This is a genomic window from Serinicoccus sp. CUA-874 (assembly GCF_001942225.1).
Lineage (GTDB): Bacteria > Actinomycetota > Actinomycetes > Actinomycetales > Dermatophilaceae > Ornithinicoccus > Ornithinicoccus marinus.
On record NZ_MKJZ01000022.1, the window covers coordinates 1 to 13,723 of the forward strand.

Annotated in this window: 14 protein-coding genes; 6 read left to right on the top strand and 8 right to left on the bottom strand. The window is 64.6% G+C overall.

Features of this window, described 5'->3' with window-relative positions; genetic code table 11:
• Positions 1 to 86: 86 nt before the first annotated feature.
• From BJF80_RS06710 to mobF, 5 genes are all read right to left on the bottom strand, one after another.
• Entirely contained in the window at positions 87 to 1,640 is a 1,554-nt protein-coding gene (locus BJF80_RS06710) for a helicase C-terminal domain-containing protein (protein ID WP_202817162.1), read from the bottom strand.
• A gap of 20 nt (positions 1,641 to 1,660) precedes the next feature.
• Positions 1,661 to 2,853, bottom strand: a protein-coding gene (locus tag BJF80_RS06715) for an IS3 family transposase (RefSeq protein ID WP_143554014.1) whose coding sequence is annotated in 2 segments (ribosomal slippage) — positions 1,661 to 2,566 and positions 2,569 to 2,853 — 1,191 coding nt in all. Because the reading frame shifts where the segments join, the coding sequence is not laid out codon by codon here.
• A 46-nt stretch (positions 2,854 to 2,899) separates the two neighbouring features.
• Complete coding sequence (locus BJF80_RS06725; protein WP_237767475.1) at positions 2,900 to 3,538, bottom strand: DEAD/DEAH box helicase; 639 nt, start codon at positions 3,536 to 3,538, stop codon at positions 2,900 to 2,902.
• A gap of 160 nt (positions 3,539 to 3,698) precedes the next feature.
• The gene (locus BJF80_RS06730; RefSeq protein ID WP_051988614.1) at positions 3,699 to 4,070 is read right to left on the bottom strand and encodes a hypothetical protein; all 372 of its coding nucleotides are present in this window, start codon (positions 4,068 to 4,070) and stop codon (positions 3,699 to 3,701) included.
• A gap of 190 nt (positions 4,071 to 4,260) precedes the next feature.
• Positions 4,261 to 7,803 (bottom strand): MobF family relaxase, encoded by a 3,543-nt coding sequence (mobF, locus tag BJF80_RS06735; protein WP_143554015.1) that lies wholly within the window; start codon positions 7,801 to 7,803, stop codon positions 4,261 to 4,263.
• A gap of 163 nt (positions 7,804 to 7,966) precedes the next feature.
• Here mobF and BJF80_RS06740 point away from each other — a divergent pair, with 163 nt between their 5' ends.
• From BJF80_RS06740 to BJF80_RS06755, 4 genes are read left to right on the top strand one after another with little or no spacing between them, the layout of a single operon-like run.
• Positions 7,967 to 8,347, top strand: coding sequence for a TIR domain-containing protein (locus tag BJF80_RS06740; RefSeq protein ID WP_006591162.1), 381 nt, complete (start codon positions 7,967 to 7,969; stop codon positions 8,345 to 8,347).
• Between the two features lie 20 nt (positions 8,348 to 8,367).
• On the top strand, positions 8,368 to 8,802 hold the full coding sequence (locus BJF80_RS06745) for a RipA family octameric membrane protein (protein ID WP_202817163.1): 435 nt from the start codon (positions 8,368 to 8,370) through the stop codon (positions 8,800 to 8,802).
• Positions 8,793 to 9,116, top strand: a complete 324-nt coding sequence (locus tag BJF80_RS18320; protein WP_006591160.1) for a DUF7701 domain-containing protein — start codon at positions 8,793 to 8,795, stop codon at positions 9,114 to 9,116. The genes BJF80_RS06745 and BJF80_RS18320 overlap by 10 nt, the downstream gene beginning before the upstream one ends.
• A 39-nt stretch (positions 9,117 to 9,155) precedes the next feature.
• Positions 9,156 to 9,515 carry a hypothetical protein gene (locus BJF80_RS06755; RefSeq protein ID WP_075812448.1) on the top strand — a complete coding sequence of 120 codons (360 nt, stop codon included), beginning with the start codon at positions 9,156 to 9,158 and terminating at the stop codon, positions 9,513 to 9,515.
• A gap of 673 nt (positions 9,516 to 10,188) precedes the next feature.
• On the opposite strand, the gene BJF80_RS06760 is transcribed toward BJF80_RS06755, so the two are convergent.
• Positions 10,189 to 11,184 carry a PIN domain-containing protein gene (locus BJF80_RS06760; RefSeq protein ID WP_006591158.1) on the bottom strand — a complete coding sequence of 332 codons (996 nt, stop codon included), beginning with the start codon at positions 11,182 to 11,184 and terminating at the stop codon, positions 10,189 to 10,191.
• A gap of 301 nt (positions 11,185 to 11,485) precedes the next feature.
• Here BJF80_RS06760 and BJF80_RS06765 point away from each other — a divergent pair, with 301 nt between their 5' ends.
• Complete coding sequence (locus BJF80_RS06765; protein WP_006591157.1) at positions 11,486 to 11,851, top strand: DNA cytosine methyltransferase; 366 nt, start codon at positions 11,486 to 11,488, stop codon at positions 11,849 to 11,851.
• On the opposite strand, the gene BJF80_RS06770 is transcribed toward BJF80_RS06765, so the two are convergent.
• Positions 11,781 to 12,206, bottom strand: a complete 426-nt coding sequence (locus BJF80_RS06770; protein ID WP_006591156.1) for a winged helix-turn-helix transcriptional regulator — start codon at positions 12,204 to 12,206, stop codon at positions 11,781 to 11,783. The two genes, BJF80_RS06765 and BJF80_RS06770, sit on opposite strands and share 71 nt — an antisense overlap.
• A gap of 104 nt (positions 12,207 to 12,310) precedes the next feature.
• On the opposite strand from BJF80_RS06770, the gene BJF80_RS06775 reads away from it, so the two are divergent.
• A complete protein-coding gene (locus BJF80_RS06775; protein WP_040562036.1) occupies positions 12,311 to 13,207 on the top strand; it encodes an oxidoreductase in 897 nt (298 codons plus the stop codon).
• 78 nt (positions 13,208 to 13,285) lie between these two features.
• On the opposite strand, the gene BJF80_RS06780 is transcribed toward BJF80_RS06775, so the two are convergent.
• Positions 13,286 to 13,654, bottom strand: a complete 369-nt coding sequence (locus BJF80_RS06780; RefSeq protein ID WP_006591154.1) for a thioredoxin family protein — start codon at positions 13,652 to 13,654, stop codon at positions 13,286 to 13,288.
• Positions 13,655 to 13,723 lie beyond the last annotated feature (69 nt).

Below are 13,723 nucleotides of genomic sequence, written 5' to 3' on the forward strand. Positions count from 1 at the left end.
TCCTTCGAGTAGGCGTGTGGTCAGAGACCGCCATCATCGAAGGAGCCCCGCTCCGTCCCCGGATTGGGGCCACAGGGTGGGGAATTTCAGTGAGCAGAACTGGGGAGAATCACCTGAGCGCCGTCACCGTCCGGCCCGCGGCCGAGGGTGTCCTCGGGCCGTTGCCCGATGTGACCGATGTGTTCCGCAAGGTCGCGCACGGCTTGCTCGAACTGTGGTGTACGAGGTCCCCAGTCAAGGTCCTGTAGGACGGCCTTGAACCCGAGCAAGAGATCATTGCCGGACGTGTACTTCGCTTGCAGCCAGGATGAAGCCTGTTCGCCCTGCGGGCGGCTCGCCGCCTTCAGACGCTCGTACAGCACACCCGTCAGGGGCCGGAGTAGCCGTCTGTTCGCGAGGTTGGCCGTCTTCTGGGTCTGCTGAGCCCCGGAAGGGTCGAAGAAGTTGGTGTATGACGCGAGCCGCTGCCTCTGGAGTGCCTGAGTCGCGGCGTCGTCTGTGATGCCATTTACGACTGTCTGCTGTTCCTGAGCTGCGACCACGTAGTCGCCGCGTAGGGCGGCATCGAACGCGCGCCGCTCAGCGCTGGCGGTGTCGGCGATCCGAGACGTGTCGTACCGGACCTGTGCCAGTGCGCCCTTGCTGTAGGCCACCCAGTCCTTATCGCGTTCGAGGCACTGCTCCATGATGTCGTGGAGGTCGTCTAGCGAGTCGGCCTCGACTTCGCTAGCGATCTCTGCTGCGAGGTCCAACTGCGCCCTCGTCGCGGGTGAGAAGAAGCCGCGTGCCTCCGGCGCATTGAGACGTTCGGCCAGCCGCGCCCCAAGGAGAAGGACCACAGCGTGATCCTCGTTCGACCGGGTGGCTCGTCCCATGCCCTGTTCCAGGCGCTGAATCTGTCGGCCAAGGAGGTTCGTTGATCCGGTCAACCGGGCCTGTGTCAGCCGCTCCGGTCCGTCGAGTGCTTCTGGTAGGCCATCCAGCACGAGGACGTGGCAGGCATCACCGGGCAGGTCGATCCCGTCGTAGCGGTTGATGAGCACTACTAGACCCAGTTGTGGGTTCTTGCGCAGTTGCTCGACGCCCTGATGAATGTTGTTGCGGTCCAGCACAAGAGCCGCGTCTTCTCGCCACCAGTCAGCGCGAGCGTGGCTCGGCACGATCACTACCACGTTCTGGTCCTCGGCCAGGTCCAGGACGAGATCACGGACCTCCTCGTCCGTCGCCTTGGGCACGAGTTGCTGTGGGACGAGGATCATCCGATCCCCGATGTCGCCAGCGCTCGAAGGAAAGATTGGCCGTGAGACTGACTCCGGTGCCGCGCCGAAGTGGCGGACCAGCACCGAGTCGTCAGCAAGCGTGGCGGTGAGGTAGACACGCCGCTGTGCCTGCGAGAAGCCGAGGAGTGTCTCTGTGGGATGGCAGGGCGGATAAATCTCGAACGCATCGCTGGTGATCACGGCGGTGCAGAGCGGGAGGCTGTCTACGACGAGCGGCCAGCCCCACTTCAGCGCGCTGTCCGAGATCGGATGGAGAATCGACAAGACCTGATCTTGCTTGTCCTGCCATGCCCAGAATGGAACCTCCTGTATCGCCGTCCGGCGGCGCGCTTCTAGGTCCAGCAGGCGGGACTGCTGCACGAATAGGTGACAGGTTGTAGTCACGCCGCCAGTGCGACGGTCGTGTTCATGATGGTCTCGAACTCGATGGGCGTCAATCGGCCTAGGCGGGCCTGGCGTCGGCGGCGGTGGTAGGTCCGTTCGATCCAGGTGACGATGGCGATGCGCAGTTGCTCGCGGGTGGTCCAGGAGCGGCGGTCGAGGACGTTCTTCTGCAGCAGCGCGAAGAAGCTTTCCATGGCGGCGTTGTCTCCGCTCGACCCGACTCTGCCCATGCTTCCGACCATGTGATGGCGGGTGAGCGCGCGCCGGAATTTTCGGCTTCGGAACTGAGATCCTCGGTCCGAATGCACGATGCAGCCGGCGGCATCACCGCGCATGGCGACCGCGTTCTCGAGCGCTTGGACGGCCAGTCGGGACTTCATCCTCGAGTCGATGGAGTATCCGACGATCCGCCCGCTGAACGCGTCCTTGATCGCGCAGAGGTAGAGCTTGCCCTCGGCGGTTTGGTGCTCTGTGATGTCCGTCAACCACAGCTCGTTCGCAGTCTCGGCGGCGAACACGTGCCGGGTCCGGCCGTGCTCATCGACGACCGCGCAAAGGTCGTCGTGCACTGGAGGACCGGGCCGGCGGTGCTTGCCGCGCTTGGGTTTCCCGAACGCGCTGAACCAGCCGTTGCTGGACGCGATCCGCCACGCGGTGCGATCCGACATCGTCTCACCGGCATCGCGGGCTTCGTCGGCGAGCAGCCGGTGCCCGAACTCGGGGTCGTCCCGGTGGGCGTCGAACAGCGTGTTCGCACGATACGCCTCCACCACCTCACCCGGCGTGATGGGGGTCGTCAGCCACCGGTAGTAGGGCTGGCGGGAGAGCTTGAGCACCCGACACGTCACCGTCACAGGGATCCCTGCTTCGGCGAGCTCCGTTACGAGCGGGTAGAACCTTTTCCCGGCAGATTCGCCTGCGACAGATACGCCGCCGCGCGGCGCAGCACCTCGTTCTCCTGCTCCAGCAGCCGGTTCCGCTTCCGCAGCTCACGGATCTCAGCAGCCTCGGTGCGGGTCTGGCCGGGCTTCGCGCCCTCGTCGACGTCGGCGCGGCGCAGCCATTTCTGCAGCGTCATCGGGTGGACACCGAAGTCTTTCGCGATCCGCTCGATGGTCACGCCGGGCTCGCGGCTCCTCGCGACGCGAACCACGTCGTCACGGAACTCGGACGGGTAGGGCTTGGGCACAGCAACATCCTTCCAGGCTCGCCGCTCGGGCAAGCCAGATCAGATGTCACCTATTCCTGCAGCAGTCCCGGCCGTTGGGCGACTGCGCTTTCAGGTCACCAGCGAAGAGTGTTAGCAGATCGCTGTACGCCTCCGAGTCGTCGTCGACGCGGAGCCGGAACACGTGGTCTGCCTGAGCGATGCAGGCGTGAGCGTCGTCAATGATCACCGCGCCAAGGCTGTGCGAGGGAGGCTTGGACACGCTGCCGCCGACTCCGAAGACGGACAGGCCGTTGAAGAGCTTCGCGAATGTCCCGACGAGCACCGCGCGTCCCTGCTGGTACTCGGGCGACCTGGGATCATTCGTGGTCGCGATCCCGACTCGTCCCGCCTCGGTCGTGACCTGTGCCGTCAGGAAGTCGTCAGGAACAAGATATGCAACGGGCCGGATACCCTCGTTGAGCCAACTGCGGGCGATGAGGAGCCCGACCAGCGTCTTGCCGCCTCCTGTGTTCATCTTGATCACGAGGTCGCGCTCGTCGCGACGGTCATGCCAGGCGGCCAGCACCTGGTCCTGGGGCCCTCGCAGGTAGTCGAGGCCAGAGACCTTCTCGGGTAGGGCGTTGAACAGGTCGCGGGGGTCGGTGATCGTGTTGGCTGGGACCGAGGCGCCCTGGCGCAGTCGCTTGAAGTTGACCTTGGCCATCGCGCGTTCTCCATCCTTCCCGGGCCCGTCCTCGGGCATGCTCATTCTCGCCCGCGCCTCCAACCAGCCGCGAGGGGCGCGCCGCCACGCCTGTCCAGAAGCGTTCGTTTCTGTCGCACCCCACAGCGCGGTAGCGAAGAGTCCCCGCAACGCTTGCCGATCAGCTCGCCGCCGAGCGAGTGATCTCGCGGTGGGGTTCGACCTCGACACGCTGCTGACGACGGCGCTCGGCACGCTCACGGAGGCGGGCACCGATGAGCAGGACCACGCTGACAGGGCCGATCCAGACCATTTTCAGGGCGTTCCAGATCGACCACAACACAACCAGGTGCAGCCACCTGGGACCGTTATCAGCGATGGCCTGCGCGCAGAGGTTCGCGATCAGCAGGTACGGGGTGGCGAGCAGCATCGCCGGGACGCCCCACCGCAACCCGCGCCTAGTGCGAATCGCGTCCAGCAGGATGTTGGTCGGCATCCAGGCGCGCAGGAGCAGGCGGGTACGAACGCTAAGGTTCCAGATCAGACGGATCATCGTGGACAGTCCTCTCCTCGGGGTTCCGTAGCGAACGAACTTCCCTGAGAGGGCCTTGTCGCCGAAGCGATGGGCCATGCCGCCGAACCTGTCGACGGCGCATATCTATGGCGCTACCTAGACATCATTCTACGACTGCACGCCGACATGAGGAAGGGCGCTGGCGACGGCCACCATCGGCCGCGTGTGCTCAGAGGCTCGGCCCTTGCCGGGTCGGGGCAGGTAGTCGGTGTTGCTGGTGGTGTTCGGGCTGGTCGGCGAGCTGGCGAAGTGCGGTCTCGGCTCTGGCGCGGTCGATCTTCTGTGCCGTGTTCTCCGGCGCCGGGCCGAGGGGCATGTCCTCGGTGAGGCCGTACCGGTCGCGGTAGGCGGCGACGGTGCGGGCGTGCCGGCGCCATGCCGCTGCCTTGCGGGGGTCACGCGGTGGCTCACCGAGGGTCCGCGTCCAGGGCTCCGCGGCGTCGCGCGCGGTGTCGAGTACCGCGTCTGCGCGGGTCTCGATCAGCTCTCGCCGCTCATCGAGGGCTTGCCGCATGTCGCGGGTCATCGGGCCGTCCGCGGAGGGGATGAGTCCGGCGATGAGCCGTGGCGTCTTGCGGGTGCGGCCTGAGCCGGCGGGGCGTGCGGTGGCGCGCGCAACGCGGTAGTGGAGGACGGAGGCGATGTCGTCGGCGTCTTCGAAGCCTCGCGCGGCTACCAGGCGCGGGAACAGGGTGTCGAGGTCGTGGTGGTTGGCCTCGGCGCGGCGCAGCTCGGCGGTGAGCGCACCGAACGTCTCGGACTCGATCACGGCGTCGATCTGGTCGGCAGTCAGACCAGAGGCACGGACGAGGGTGGCCCAGCGGTCTCGTTGTGCTGCGGCAGCAATCGTTTCGTACTCGGCGGCGAGCTGCGCGATAGAGCCCCAGTGCTCGTGTTCGGCGGTGATGGTCTCGTGTGCGGACAGCTCGGCCCCGGTGTGTTGGAGCACGCCGAACAGGACGGAGCGTCCGGTGGCGTCGGGGTTGTCGCCCGGATGCGGGTGGGCGTGTTCGTCGGCCCGGTCGAGGATGACGTAGGCGTGGTTGGAGTGCTTGCCGCGGGTCATCGCGACGTAGAGGTTCTCCCGCGTGGTGGTCGGCTCCACCAGCACGTGGGCGGTATCGACCGTGACGCCCTGCGCCCTATGCGCGGTGATCGCGTAGCCCAGATCAACATGGTCGGTCACGTAGCCGGCGGGCAGGACGATGGAGCCGCCGAACCGGCGGCCGGTCTTGCGGATGGTGACTGAGCCGTCGTCGCGGACGCCGGTGATGGTCCAGGTGTCGCCGTTGCGGACCCAGTCTTTGCCGTTGCGGAGGCGGCGGTCGTTGCGGCGGGTGATGATCGTGTCCCCTACCCCGGCAGTGGTGCCGTCGTTCAGCTCGACCTCCCGGCCCGGCTTCAACGTGCCGTCGAGGATCAGATCGGCACGGGCGCGCTGGTTGAGGGCGCTCACGTCCTCGCGGGTCTCGGCCACCAGCACCGACACCAACCCTCGCTCCCGGTCGGCGCGCCAAGCGGTGTAAGCGGCATCGGTCATCACCTCGGCGTCACCGTCGCGGATGCGGTCGTGGTCGAGGTAGGTGTCGATCACCTGCGTGCGTCCGTGCCGCAGTGCAAGGGATGCGGTCTTCTCCCAGGCGTTGGTGAACCGGTGCACGTCGACCAACTCGGGTGCATCGCCGCGGTCACCGACGAGAAGTCCGAACGCGCCGCCGGCGTCCACGGACTGGAGCTGTGCGTAGTCGCCGACCAGGAGCACCTTGGCCCCGGCTCGTTGGGCCAGGTGCGTGATCCGATCCAACGACAGAGTGCCGGCGAGGGAGGCTTCGTCGATGATGACGAGCTGCCCCGCCTCGAAGTCGGTGCCGTGGACGAGATGGTTCTGCCACCACTTCGCGGTGTTCTCCGTCGCGATCCCGAGGTCGTCGGCGAGAACCTGCGCAGCCACCGCGGACGGCGCGAGTCCAACCACGGAGCCCTTGCCGTGTTCCTTCTCCCACGCGCGCCGCAACGCGAACATCGCGGTGGTCTTCCCGGCGCCGGCCGGCCCGACCAGCACATCGAGCATCCGGCCAGAGACCGCGATCCTCATGAGCGCGTCGGCCTGATCCTCACCGAGCATCCGCCCCTCACGATCAGGCTTCGTGGTGACCTTCTCGACCGTCGCCAGCGGCACGGTCGGTCCGGTCAGGGCGCGGGAGCGTTCGAGCAGCCGGTCCTCGGCCGCGAGCAGCAGCTCGGAGGAGAACACGGTCGAGTGCTTCGGGCGGAACACGCTGGTGCCGTCCACCCGCCGAAACGCGGCCGGGCTCGTGACGAGGTCGGGCGGCGTCAACCGCAGCGATGCTTGCTCGGCGGCGTCGGCGATCATCCCCACGACGGCTTCGCGGTCGCGCATGGTGGCGAACCGCCAGCCCATCGTGTGCCGGGACGCCTCAGCCATCAGGTTCCACCGCCGCCACGTCGAGCGCTTCTCACCCACCACCTCAACCACGGTCTGCCCGAGTTCGGCAACGACCTCCAGCGGCACGTCGTCGGCACGCAGCAGCAACGCCTTGTCGTTGTCGGTGACAGTGCGCGCCCATCCGGTGGCGTCCTGACCGAGCACCCCGGTCGCGCGGGTGCGCCACTCGGCGGTGAGGTCGGCCAGCGACCGCACCTCCTTCTCCGGGCGTGTGGACAGGGTGGCTTGCGCGCGGAGCTTGATGATCGTGGCCGTGGAGGGCTGGCGACCGTGCCGGGCGACATACTCGGCGATCAACCGGTCCTTCTCGGCGTCGATGTGCCGGGCACGAGTCGAGAACTCCTGGACCAGCTCCTCCGGCACGGTGCTGATCGCCCACGCCGGGTTGCGGTCCCGGCCCATGTCGCGGGCTTCCCACTCGACGCCGAAGGTGCGCGTCATATGGTCGGCGAACACCGCCTCGTGCAACTCCGACAGCGCGACCACCGCGGCGTGCATCGGCCGACCATCCAAGCTCCGCCACTTCCCGTCGAACGCGGTCTGCACCTTGTTGGAGATGACGACGTGGGTGTGCAGATGGGGGTCGCCGGCGCGGGAGTCGAAGTGATCGAACGACGTCGCCACCAACCCGGTCACGTCAACCTGCGCAACGGCTCCGTCGCCGGCGGTTGCACCGGACCGCGTGGCTGCAACCTCCCGCTCCATGAACGCAACCACCTCCGCAACCGCCGCATGATGCGCCTCCCCGATCAGCGCCTGCGTCCCGGCATCAGCAACCGCCCACAACGCCGAGGCCGACTTCGGGATCGAGAAGGTGAAGTCGAACCCCGCCACCGCACGGCGCCTGCCGCGCTCGGTCTCCTCGGCCTCGATCCGCGCGACCGCCTCACCCTTCGCGCCAGGGCTCAGGCCGGGGTCGAGGTCGGCGATCCGGGCGTCGATCCGCTCCGGCACCGACTGGTAGGCGGGGAACGCGTGCCCGAGCGGGTCGCCGGTGATCGGGTCACGACCCATCCCCATCAAGAGCTGGAGCTGGGCCTCCGAAACCCGATCACCCACCGCGAGCTGGCCCTGGCCGAAGGAGGCGACGCCGGCCCCGAGCCATTGGCCCGGTGGTGTGCCCGCCTCCACGTAGTACCTCGTCAACGGCGTGGACAGCGCACGGTCGCCGTCCGCGGCCGCGACCGTGCGCAGCAGGTACTTGTAGCCGTCCCCGGCCGACATCACCCGCATCGAGACCGTCATGCATCGAAGGTGCGCGCGGCGACGATCGTGGCTCGTTGCATGGTGGTCGTGTCGCGCGGACCTCGTTCCGCCTCGGTCGTAGGATGGAGACGTGACTACGGACACACGGCACGAGCGGTAAGCCAGTTATCTGTGCTGCGCTCGCTATATAGAGGAGTAGAGCATGGCGCAGGATGTGTTTGTCAGCTTCGATTATGACCATGATGCGCGCCTGAAGGACCTGCTCATCGGCCAGGCCCGACTGCCAGATAGCCCGTTCGAGGTGGCCGACTGGTCAGTGAAGACTGCGAGCCCGACGTGGCGAGAGGACGCACGTCGTCGTATCCGCCGCTGCGACCAGGTCATCGTTCTCTGCGGTCAGCACACTGCTAGCGCGACAGGCGTGAGTGCTGAGATCGAGATCGCCCGCGACGAGGGTACGCCGTACTTTCTCCTGAAGGGCTACAACGTGACGTGTCAGCGGCCTACGGCAGCCTTGGCGAGCGACAAGCTCTATGACTGGACTTGGGACAATCTGAAACTGCTGATCGCTGGCAATCGATGAAGGAACCCACTCACGACACAGTGGAGCTCTACAAGTTGGCTGTCGAGATGGCCGATCGAGTCTCCGCTCGGCGCGGCCATGCTAATCAGTTCTACCTGACACTGCAATCGATCCTTCTTGGCGCTCCTGCTTTAGTTCAAGCAGTAGGATCACGAGGTTCCATCGAGCCGTTCTTGTCTTTTCTTCTTTGCGTTGTCGGCGTCGTCACAAGTGCGACCTGGTGGCTCCAACTGAAAAGTTACCGCGACCTAAACAAGGCGAAGTTTGCTGTCATCAACGCAATTGAGGAAGAGTACTTCGAGGTGCGTCCGTTCTTGGACGAGTGGAATCAACTTAAGAGTGACCCGATCGCCAGATGGCGTCCTAGATACGCTGAACTTGGTACGATCGAGAGAGTCGTCCCGGTCGTGTTTCTGCTGATAAACTTAGTGCTGGCTGTGATCGTATGGCTCTGAACTATATCGACGAGATCGCCGCGCGCATCGAGGCAACACTGGATCCGGAACAGCGACCCGACGACGACGCTTGGGCTCTCTATCGTCTGTATGCGTTGCTTGTACTGGTGAAGGGCGTGGACGTCTCGCTTGAAGACGTCCATGACGCTTGGTCTGTATGGATGGCGACGATCAATCCTAAGCACGATGCCCTCGTGCCCTTCTCTTCGCTCGATCCTGCGAAGCGATCGGAGGATGGTCCTTACGCGCAAGCGATAGCAGCCGTGGCGCGAGTGCTGAATAGTCAGTCGTTCGACGGCACAGGAGCGCGTTGATCTATGGGAAGTGCTGCACGCCCGCCGTCGTCACGTGCCGTGAAAGTCGAGATCGGACGGCAGCGCGTTGACGGCGATGACTCGCGTAGGTTCACGCCCGCCGCCATCACTTTCGATACACGCGCTCACACGCTGACTACCGAGATCAAAGATGACTGGGAAGAGCAGATAAAGAAGCAGTGGCTAACTAATCAATCGCATGTGAAAGAAGCGATTATCTACCAGTTCGGCATCGAAGACTTCGAGCAGAAGATTCGCGATTTCACCGATCTCGGTGTGGCGCCCTGGTCGGTTGTGGCGCTTCACAACGTCTACCTAGCGCAGGTGCGTAACGCCTTTGTCTCGGGGAGCTACTACTCAGCGCTTCTGGGGGCCTGCGGCTTGGTGAACGAATACTGAATCAGCTAGTCCTGACATTGCGAGACGACTACTCATCGCATCCGGCGACTAAACACGTTGCTGGAAAGAAATCTCTCGATGACTGGCAAAAGTGCGTGCGGACGCTAAAGGAATGGGGTGTTCTCGACGAAGAGACCGCCCGTGACTACTTACGTCTCATGCGCATGAGGCACGCAGCCGTGCACTATCGCTCTGATCTCGACAGCGGTGACGCGCGCGACGCCGCACTGGCCGCTGTCGTTCTGTTATGCGAGCTGGTCCAGCGAATCTTCAGCCCTCATGGCCGAGATGAGAACTACTTTCCAGGCCCAATCGGACGCTCCTACGTGCGCCGTGATGCTGAAGCCATTCCTTTCGTCAAGCACTTCATACTCCCAGCTTGCGTGCTCGTAAGCCCTGTCTATCGATTCGTGGCCTCAGCGTCGGAACCAGGTGGATTCGCTGTCTACGACGATCCTGAGTACGGCCGCAATTCACCCTCTCTCAGCGATGACCAGTTCGCCGAGCCGTCGCGAGCGAGCCCTCAAGTTCAATACCCGTTCTGACCTCGGACAGCAACACCGATCGTGCCTCATGCCGCGGCTTAGGTGCTCATGGCGACTGCATCTTGACCTCGATGGATGGTGCTCGGATTTCGCAACGCGGGCATACCTGAGCATGCGCACGGATGGCGCTAGGTGTCGAGAAAATCCCACTCACTGCCAAGGACCCATCGCAACGCAGAGATTTTCCCGTTGAGCATGCCAAGTTCGAAATCTGAGTATGGTCCTAGCTCTCCCGGTTGCGTGTAGGTCCCCTCAACGCGTGCTCGCCCCTCGCCGGCGATTTTCCGTAACCGTTCGAGCCCGGCATAGTCGCCAGCATCCTCCAAATGGTACTCGTGTTGCAGTGAACGGTGGTACCAGATGCGATCGAAAAGCTCCTTCTCAGCGTCTTGGATTTCATCCAAGCGTCGCGGCTCCTCCACGAAATCGGTATCTGCGAACAGTTCCTCGATCTCTGGACTGAAGTGGTGACGAAGGACCCCGTTCAATCCGTCGACTCCCAGTGCGTAAGTGGAATGCTCCGATGCGAAGGCTGCCGAGATGTCTGGATGCGGCAGCCGCTTGTCCCCATTGGGTAATGAGAAGTCCTCGCTGTTGGACGTAACGAACGCATGGGGGTGTTGCGCAAGATCGACAGTTGCAATCGCGGTTGCGTACAACTCGAGCAGCAACGCGTCGGCGACACTGTTGCGCGAGCGGTGAAAAGGTGCTCGCTTCGAGAGACCTCGTTCGACCGCCGCGTGGCGTTCCGAGTCCGTGGCCTCCACTGCGCGGCCACCACGGAGCAGATCGAGGACTTCATCGAAGTTGCGGGTCGTCATCGCGCCAATCAGTGGTGCGTGGCGTGCAAGGTCTTCAACGGTCCTGAGCGCCTGCTCGGTGTCGGTGCCGCCGAAGTCATCAAGATCCTGTCGGATCAGTTTGAAGCGCTGAGCGACACTAGCGGTCATCGACGCCTCGACACGCTCTCGATTGCGCTCATACTCCTCGATGACGAGCGACGGCACGATCAACTCGACCTCACCCTGATGAACAAGGACGCGGAGGGCAACGATCCATCGCTGACCGTCACGTCGTTTGGACAGGTCTAGCCACGTCGAGGTGTCAACCAGCAAGTTGAGCATGGTACTCACGTTATCCGTCACCGACAGCTCCGAGCCGTAGTCGGCGACGAGGCGGGGGTCCGAGGCGCACGACGAAGGGGGCACCCTCCCTCGACCTGCAAGACGCGTGGCAGCTCAGAGAGGGCTGAGCGGGGAGACGGATCGGCGTCGGGCTGCCGGTCGAGAGCGGACGCGCTCCGTCGGGTTATCGGCGGGGTTCCGCGGGCGACCAGGCGGGATCGTGCACCTGGCAGGTGATCAGCCCGGCGACAGGGCGCCGTGAGGGGCTCGGGTTCGGGGTCACCGAACTGCCGGAGCCTTCATGCACGACCACACCCCGTCTGGTGAGCGTCGTCTGCGGGTCGGGTCGCTGTTGTCTCGATACGGCGGACTCGATCTGGCTGTCAAGTATGTCTTCGACGCCGAGACGATCTGGTTCTTCGAGATCAACGAACCCGTCGCCCGCCACTGGCCCGACGCGCTGAACCTCGGTGACGTCACCAGCATCGACTGGAGCGCCGTCGAACCGATGGACATCCTCTGCGGTGGCTTCCCCTGCCTCAATGTCAAGCCTGGGAGCGAAGCGCTCGGTCAGCGTACCCGGATGTCGCACGGTGTCAGTGCTGGGTGTCGTAGTGGTCGCGATGGGTCTGGACAGTGTCCATGTGGTCTTGCGCCCAGACCCTGAGCTGCCGGGTGGTCCGGTGGAGCGAGAGACCGAGGTCTGTGAGCGCGTAGTCGACGGTGGCGGGGACAGTCGGGGTGACCGTGCGGGTGATGAGGCCGTCTCGTTCCAGGGATCGAAGGGTTTGGGTGAGCATCTTCTGGCTGACACCGGCGATGAGGCGGGAGAGTTCGGAGTACCGCATAGACGCCGGCTCGCCGACGCTGCCGGTGCCGTCGCCGCCGAGAGCACAGAGGATGAGCACGACCCATTTGTCGGCGAGCCGGTCGAGGAGCTGACGGCTCGGGCACACCGCGAGGAACGCGTTGTACGCGCTCTTGGCCCGCTCGCGCTTCTCGGCCGCGGTCGTCGTCGCCATCATGTCCGCCTTTCCACAGGAGGTAACGCACTCCGAAGTGCGTACTTCCCAGAAGAGAGTTGCTCTCCAACACTGATACAAGACGGTGCGGAGCACCACCCCTGATCCGAACAAGGAAGGCACGACACGATGACCACAGCGTCAATCACGCTCCCGGCGGCACCTGGAACCTTGGCGAACGGAGTGTCACCCGCTTCGGCTACGGGGCCATGCAGCTCGCGGGACCCTGGGTGATGGGGCCACCGGCTGACCATGACGGCGCGATCGCGGTGCTACGCGAGGCGGTCGCGCAGGGCGTCACGCACATCGACACCAGCGACGCCTACGGCCCGCGGGTCGCCAACGAGTTGATTCGTGAGGCGCTGCATCCGTATCCGGAGTCGGTACTGATCGCCACCAAGGTCGGCGCGAACCGCGACGCCGAGGGCGGCTGGCCAACCGCGCGCACTCCCGAGGAGCTGCGCCAGCAGTTCCGGGACAACCTTGAATCCCTGGGGGCCGAGCGCCTCGACCTGGTGAACATGCGCATGGGAGATGCCAACGGCCCCCAGCCAGGCTCGATCGCCGAAGCCATGGAGACCCTCGCCGGCCTCCAGCAAGAGGAATTGATCGGCCAGCTCGGAGTCAGTAACGTCACCGCTGAGCAGGTTGCCGAAGCCCGCGCGGTGACACCGATCGTCTGCGTGCAGAACATGTACAACCTCGCCAACCGGTGGGACGACCATCTGATCGACAGCCTCGCCGCCGACAACATCGCCTACGTCCCCTTCTTCCCCCTCGGTGGGTTCTCCCCGCTCCAGGCCGATGCGCTCACCGCCGTGGCAACCCGTCTGGAGACAACCCAGATGGCTGTCGCCCTTGCTTGGCTGCTGCAGCGCTCGGAGAACATCCTCCTCATCCCTGGGACCTCGAAGGTCGCGCACCTGCGCGAGAACATCACCGGCGCCAGTTTGTCCCTCACAGAACAGGACCTCGCCGAACTCGACAACATCAACTCCTGACGACCCGATCCAATCAGGGAGACGCCTCACGCAGCCCGACGCATGTCCGGGACATCGTCCTCCTGACCACGGCAACTACTAGTGGACGTGGGCATGGCTCTCGATCTCGGCTCGCACTTGCGCCATGTCGAGCGCCCGTACCTGTGTGATCAGGTCGTCAAGCGCGGGCCTCGGGAGCGCACCGGCCTGGAAGAACACCCTGATCGAGTCGCGGTAGACCGCGATTGTTGGTAGCGCGCGGATTGCGAGTGACTCAGACAACTGCTGCGCCGCCTCCGTGTCGACCTTGCCAAAGAGGATATCCATGTGGCTCTCAGATGCTGCCTCGTACACCGGCGCAAACGCCTTGCATGCACCGCACCAGGTAGCCCAGAAGTCAAGGATGACGATCCCTTCCCGCTCGGTCACTTCGCGGAAGTTCTTGTCTGTCACATCAACCGTTGCCATCTTCCGTCCAATCGCTCGGTGAGCTAACAATGGACCCCAGGGTCCACTCTCATGATTGCCGATCTTCGC

Excerpts from the sequence above, each read along its gene's own strand:
- BJF80_RS06725 (WP_237767475.1), bottom strand. The coding sequence starts at position 3,538 with ATGGCCAAGGTCAACTTCAAGCGACTGCGCCAGGGCGCCTCGGTCCCA.
- BJF80_RS06730 (WP_051988614.1), bottom strand. The coding sequence starts at position 4,070 with ATGATCCGTCTGATCTGGAACCTTAGCGTTCGTACCCGCCTGCTCCTG.
- mobF (WP_143554015.1), bottom strand. The coding sequence starts at position 7,803 with ATGACGGTCTCGATGCGGGTGATGTCGGCCGGGGACGGCTACAAGTAC.
- BJF80_RS06740 (WP_006591162.1), top strand. The coding sequence starts at position 7,967 with ATGGCGCAGGATGTGTTTGTCAGCTTCGATTATGACCATGATGCGCGC.
- BJF80_RS18320 (WP_006591160.1), top strand. The coding sequence starts at position 8,793 with ATGGCTCTGAACTATATCGACGAGATCGCCGCGCGCATCGAGGCAACA.
- BJF80_RS06760 (WP_006591158.1), bottom strand. The coding sequence starts at position 11,184 with ATGCTCAACTTGCTGGTTGACACCTCGACGTGGCTAGACCTGTCCAAA.
- BJF80_RS06765 (WP_006591157.1), top strand. The coding sequence starts at position 11,486 with ATGCACGACCACACCCCGTCTGGTGAGCGTCGTCTGCGGGTCGGGTCG.
- BJF80_RS06770 (WP_006591156.1), bottom strand. The coding sequence starts at position 12,206 with ATGGCGACGACGACCGCGGCCGAGAAGCGCGAGCGGGCCAAGAGCGCG.
- BJF80_RS06780 (WP_006591154.1), bottom strand. The coding sequence starts at position 13,654 with ATGGCAACGGTTGATGTGACAGACAAGAACTTCCGCGAAGTGACCGAG.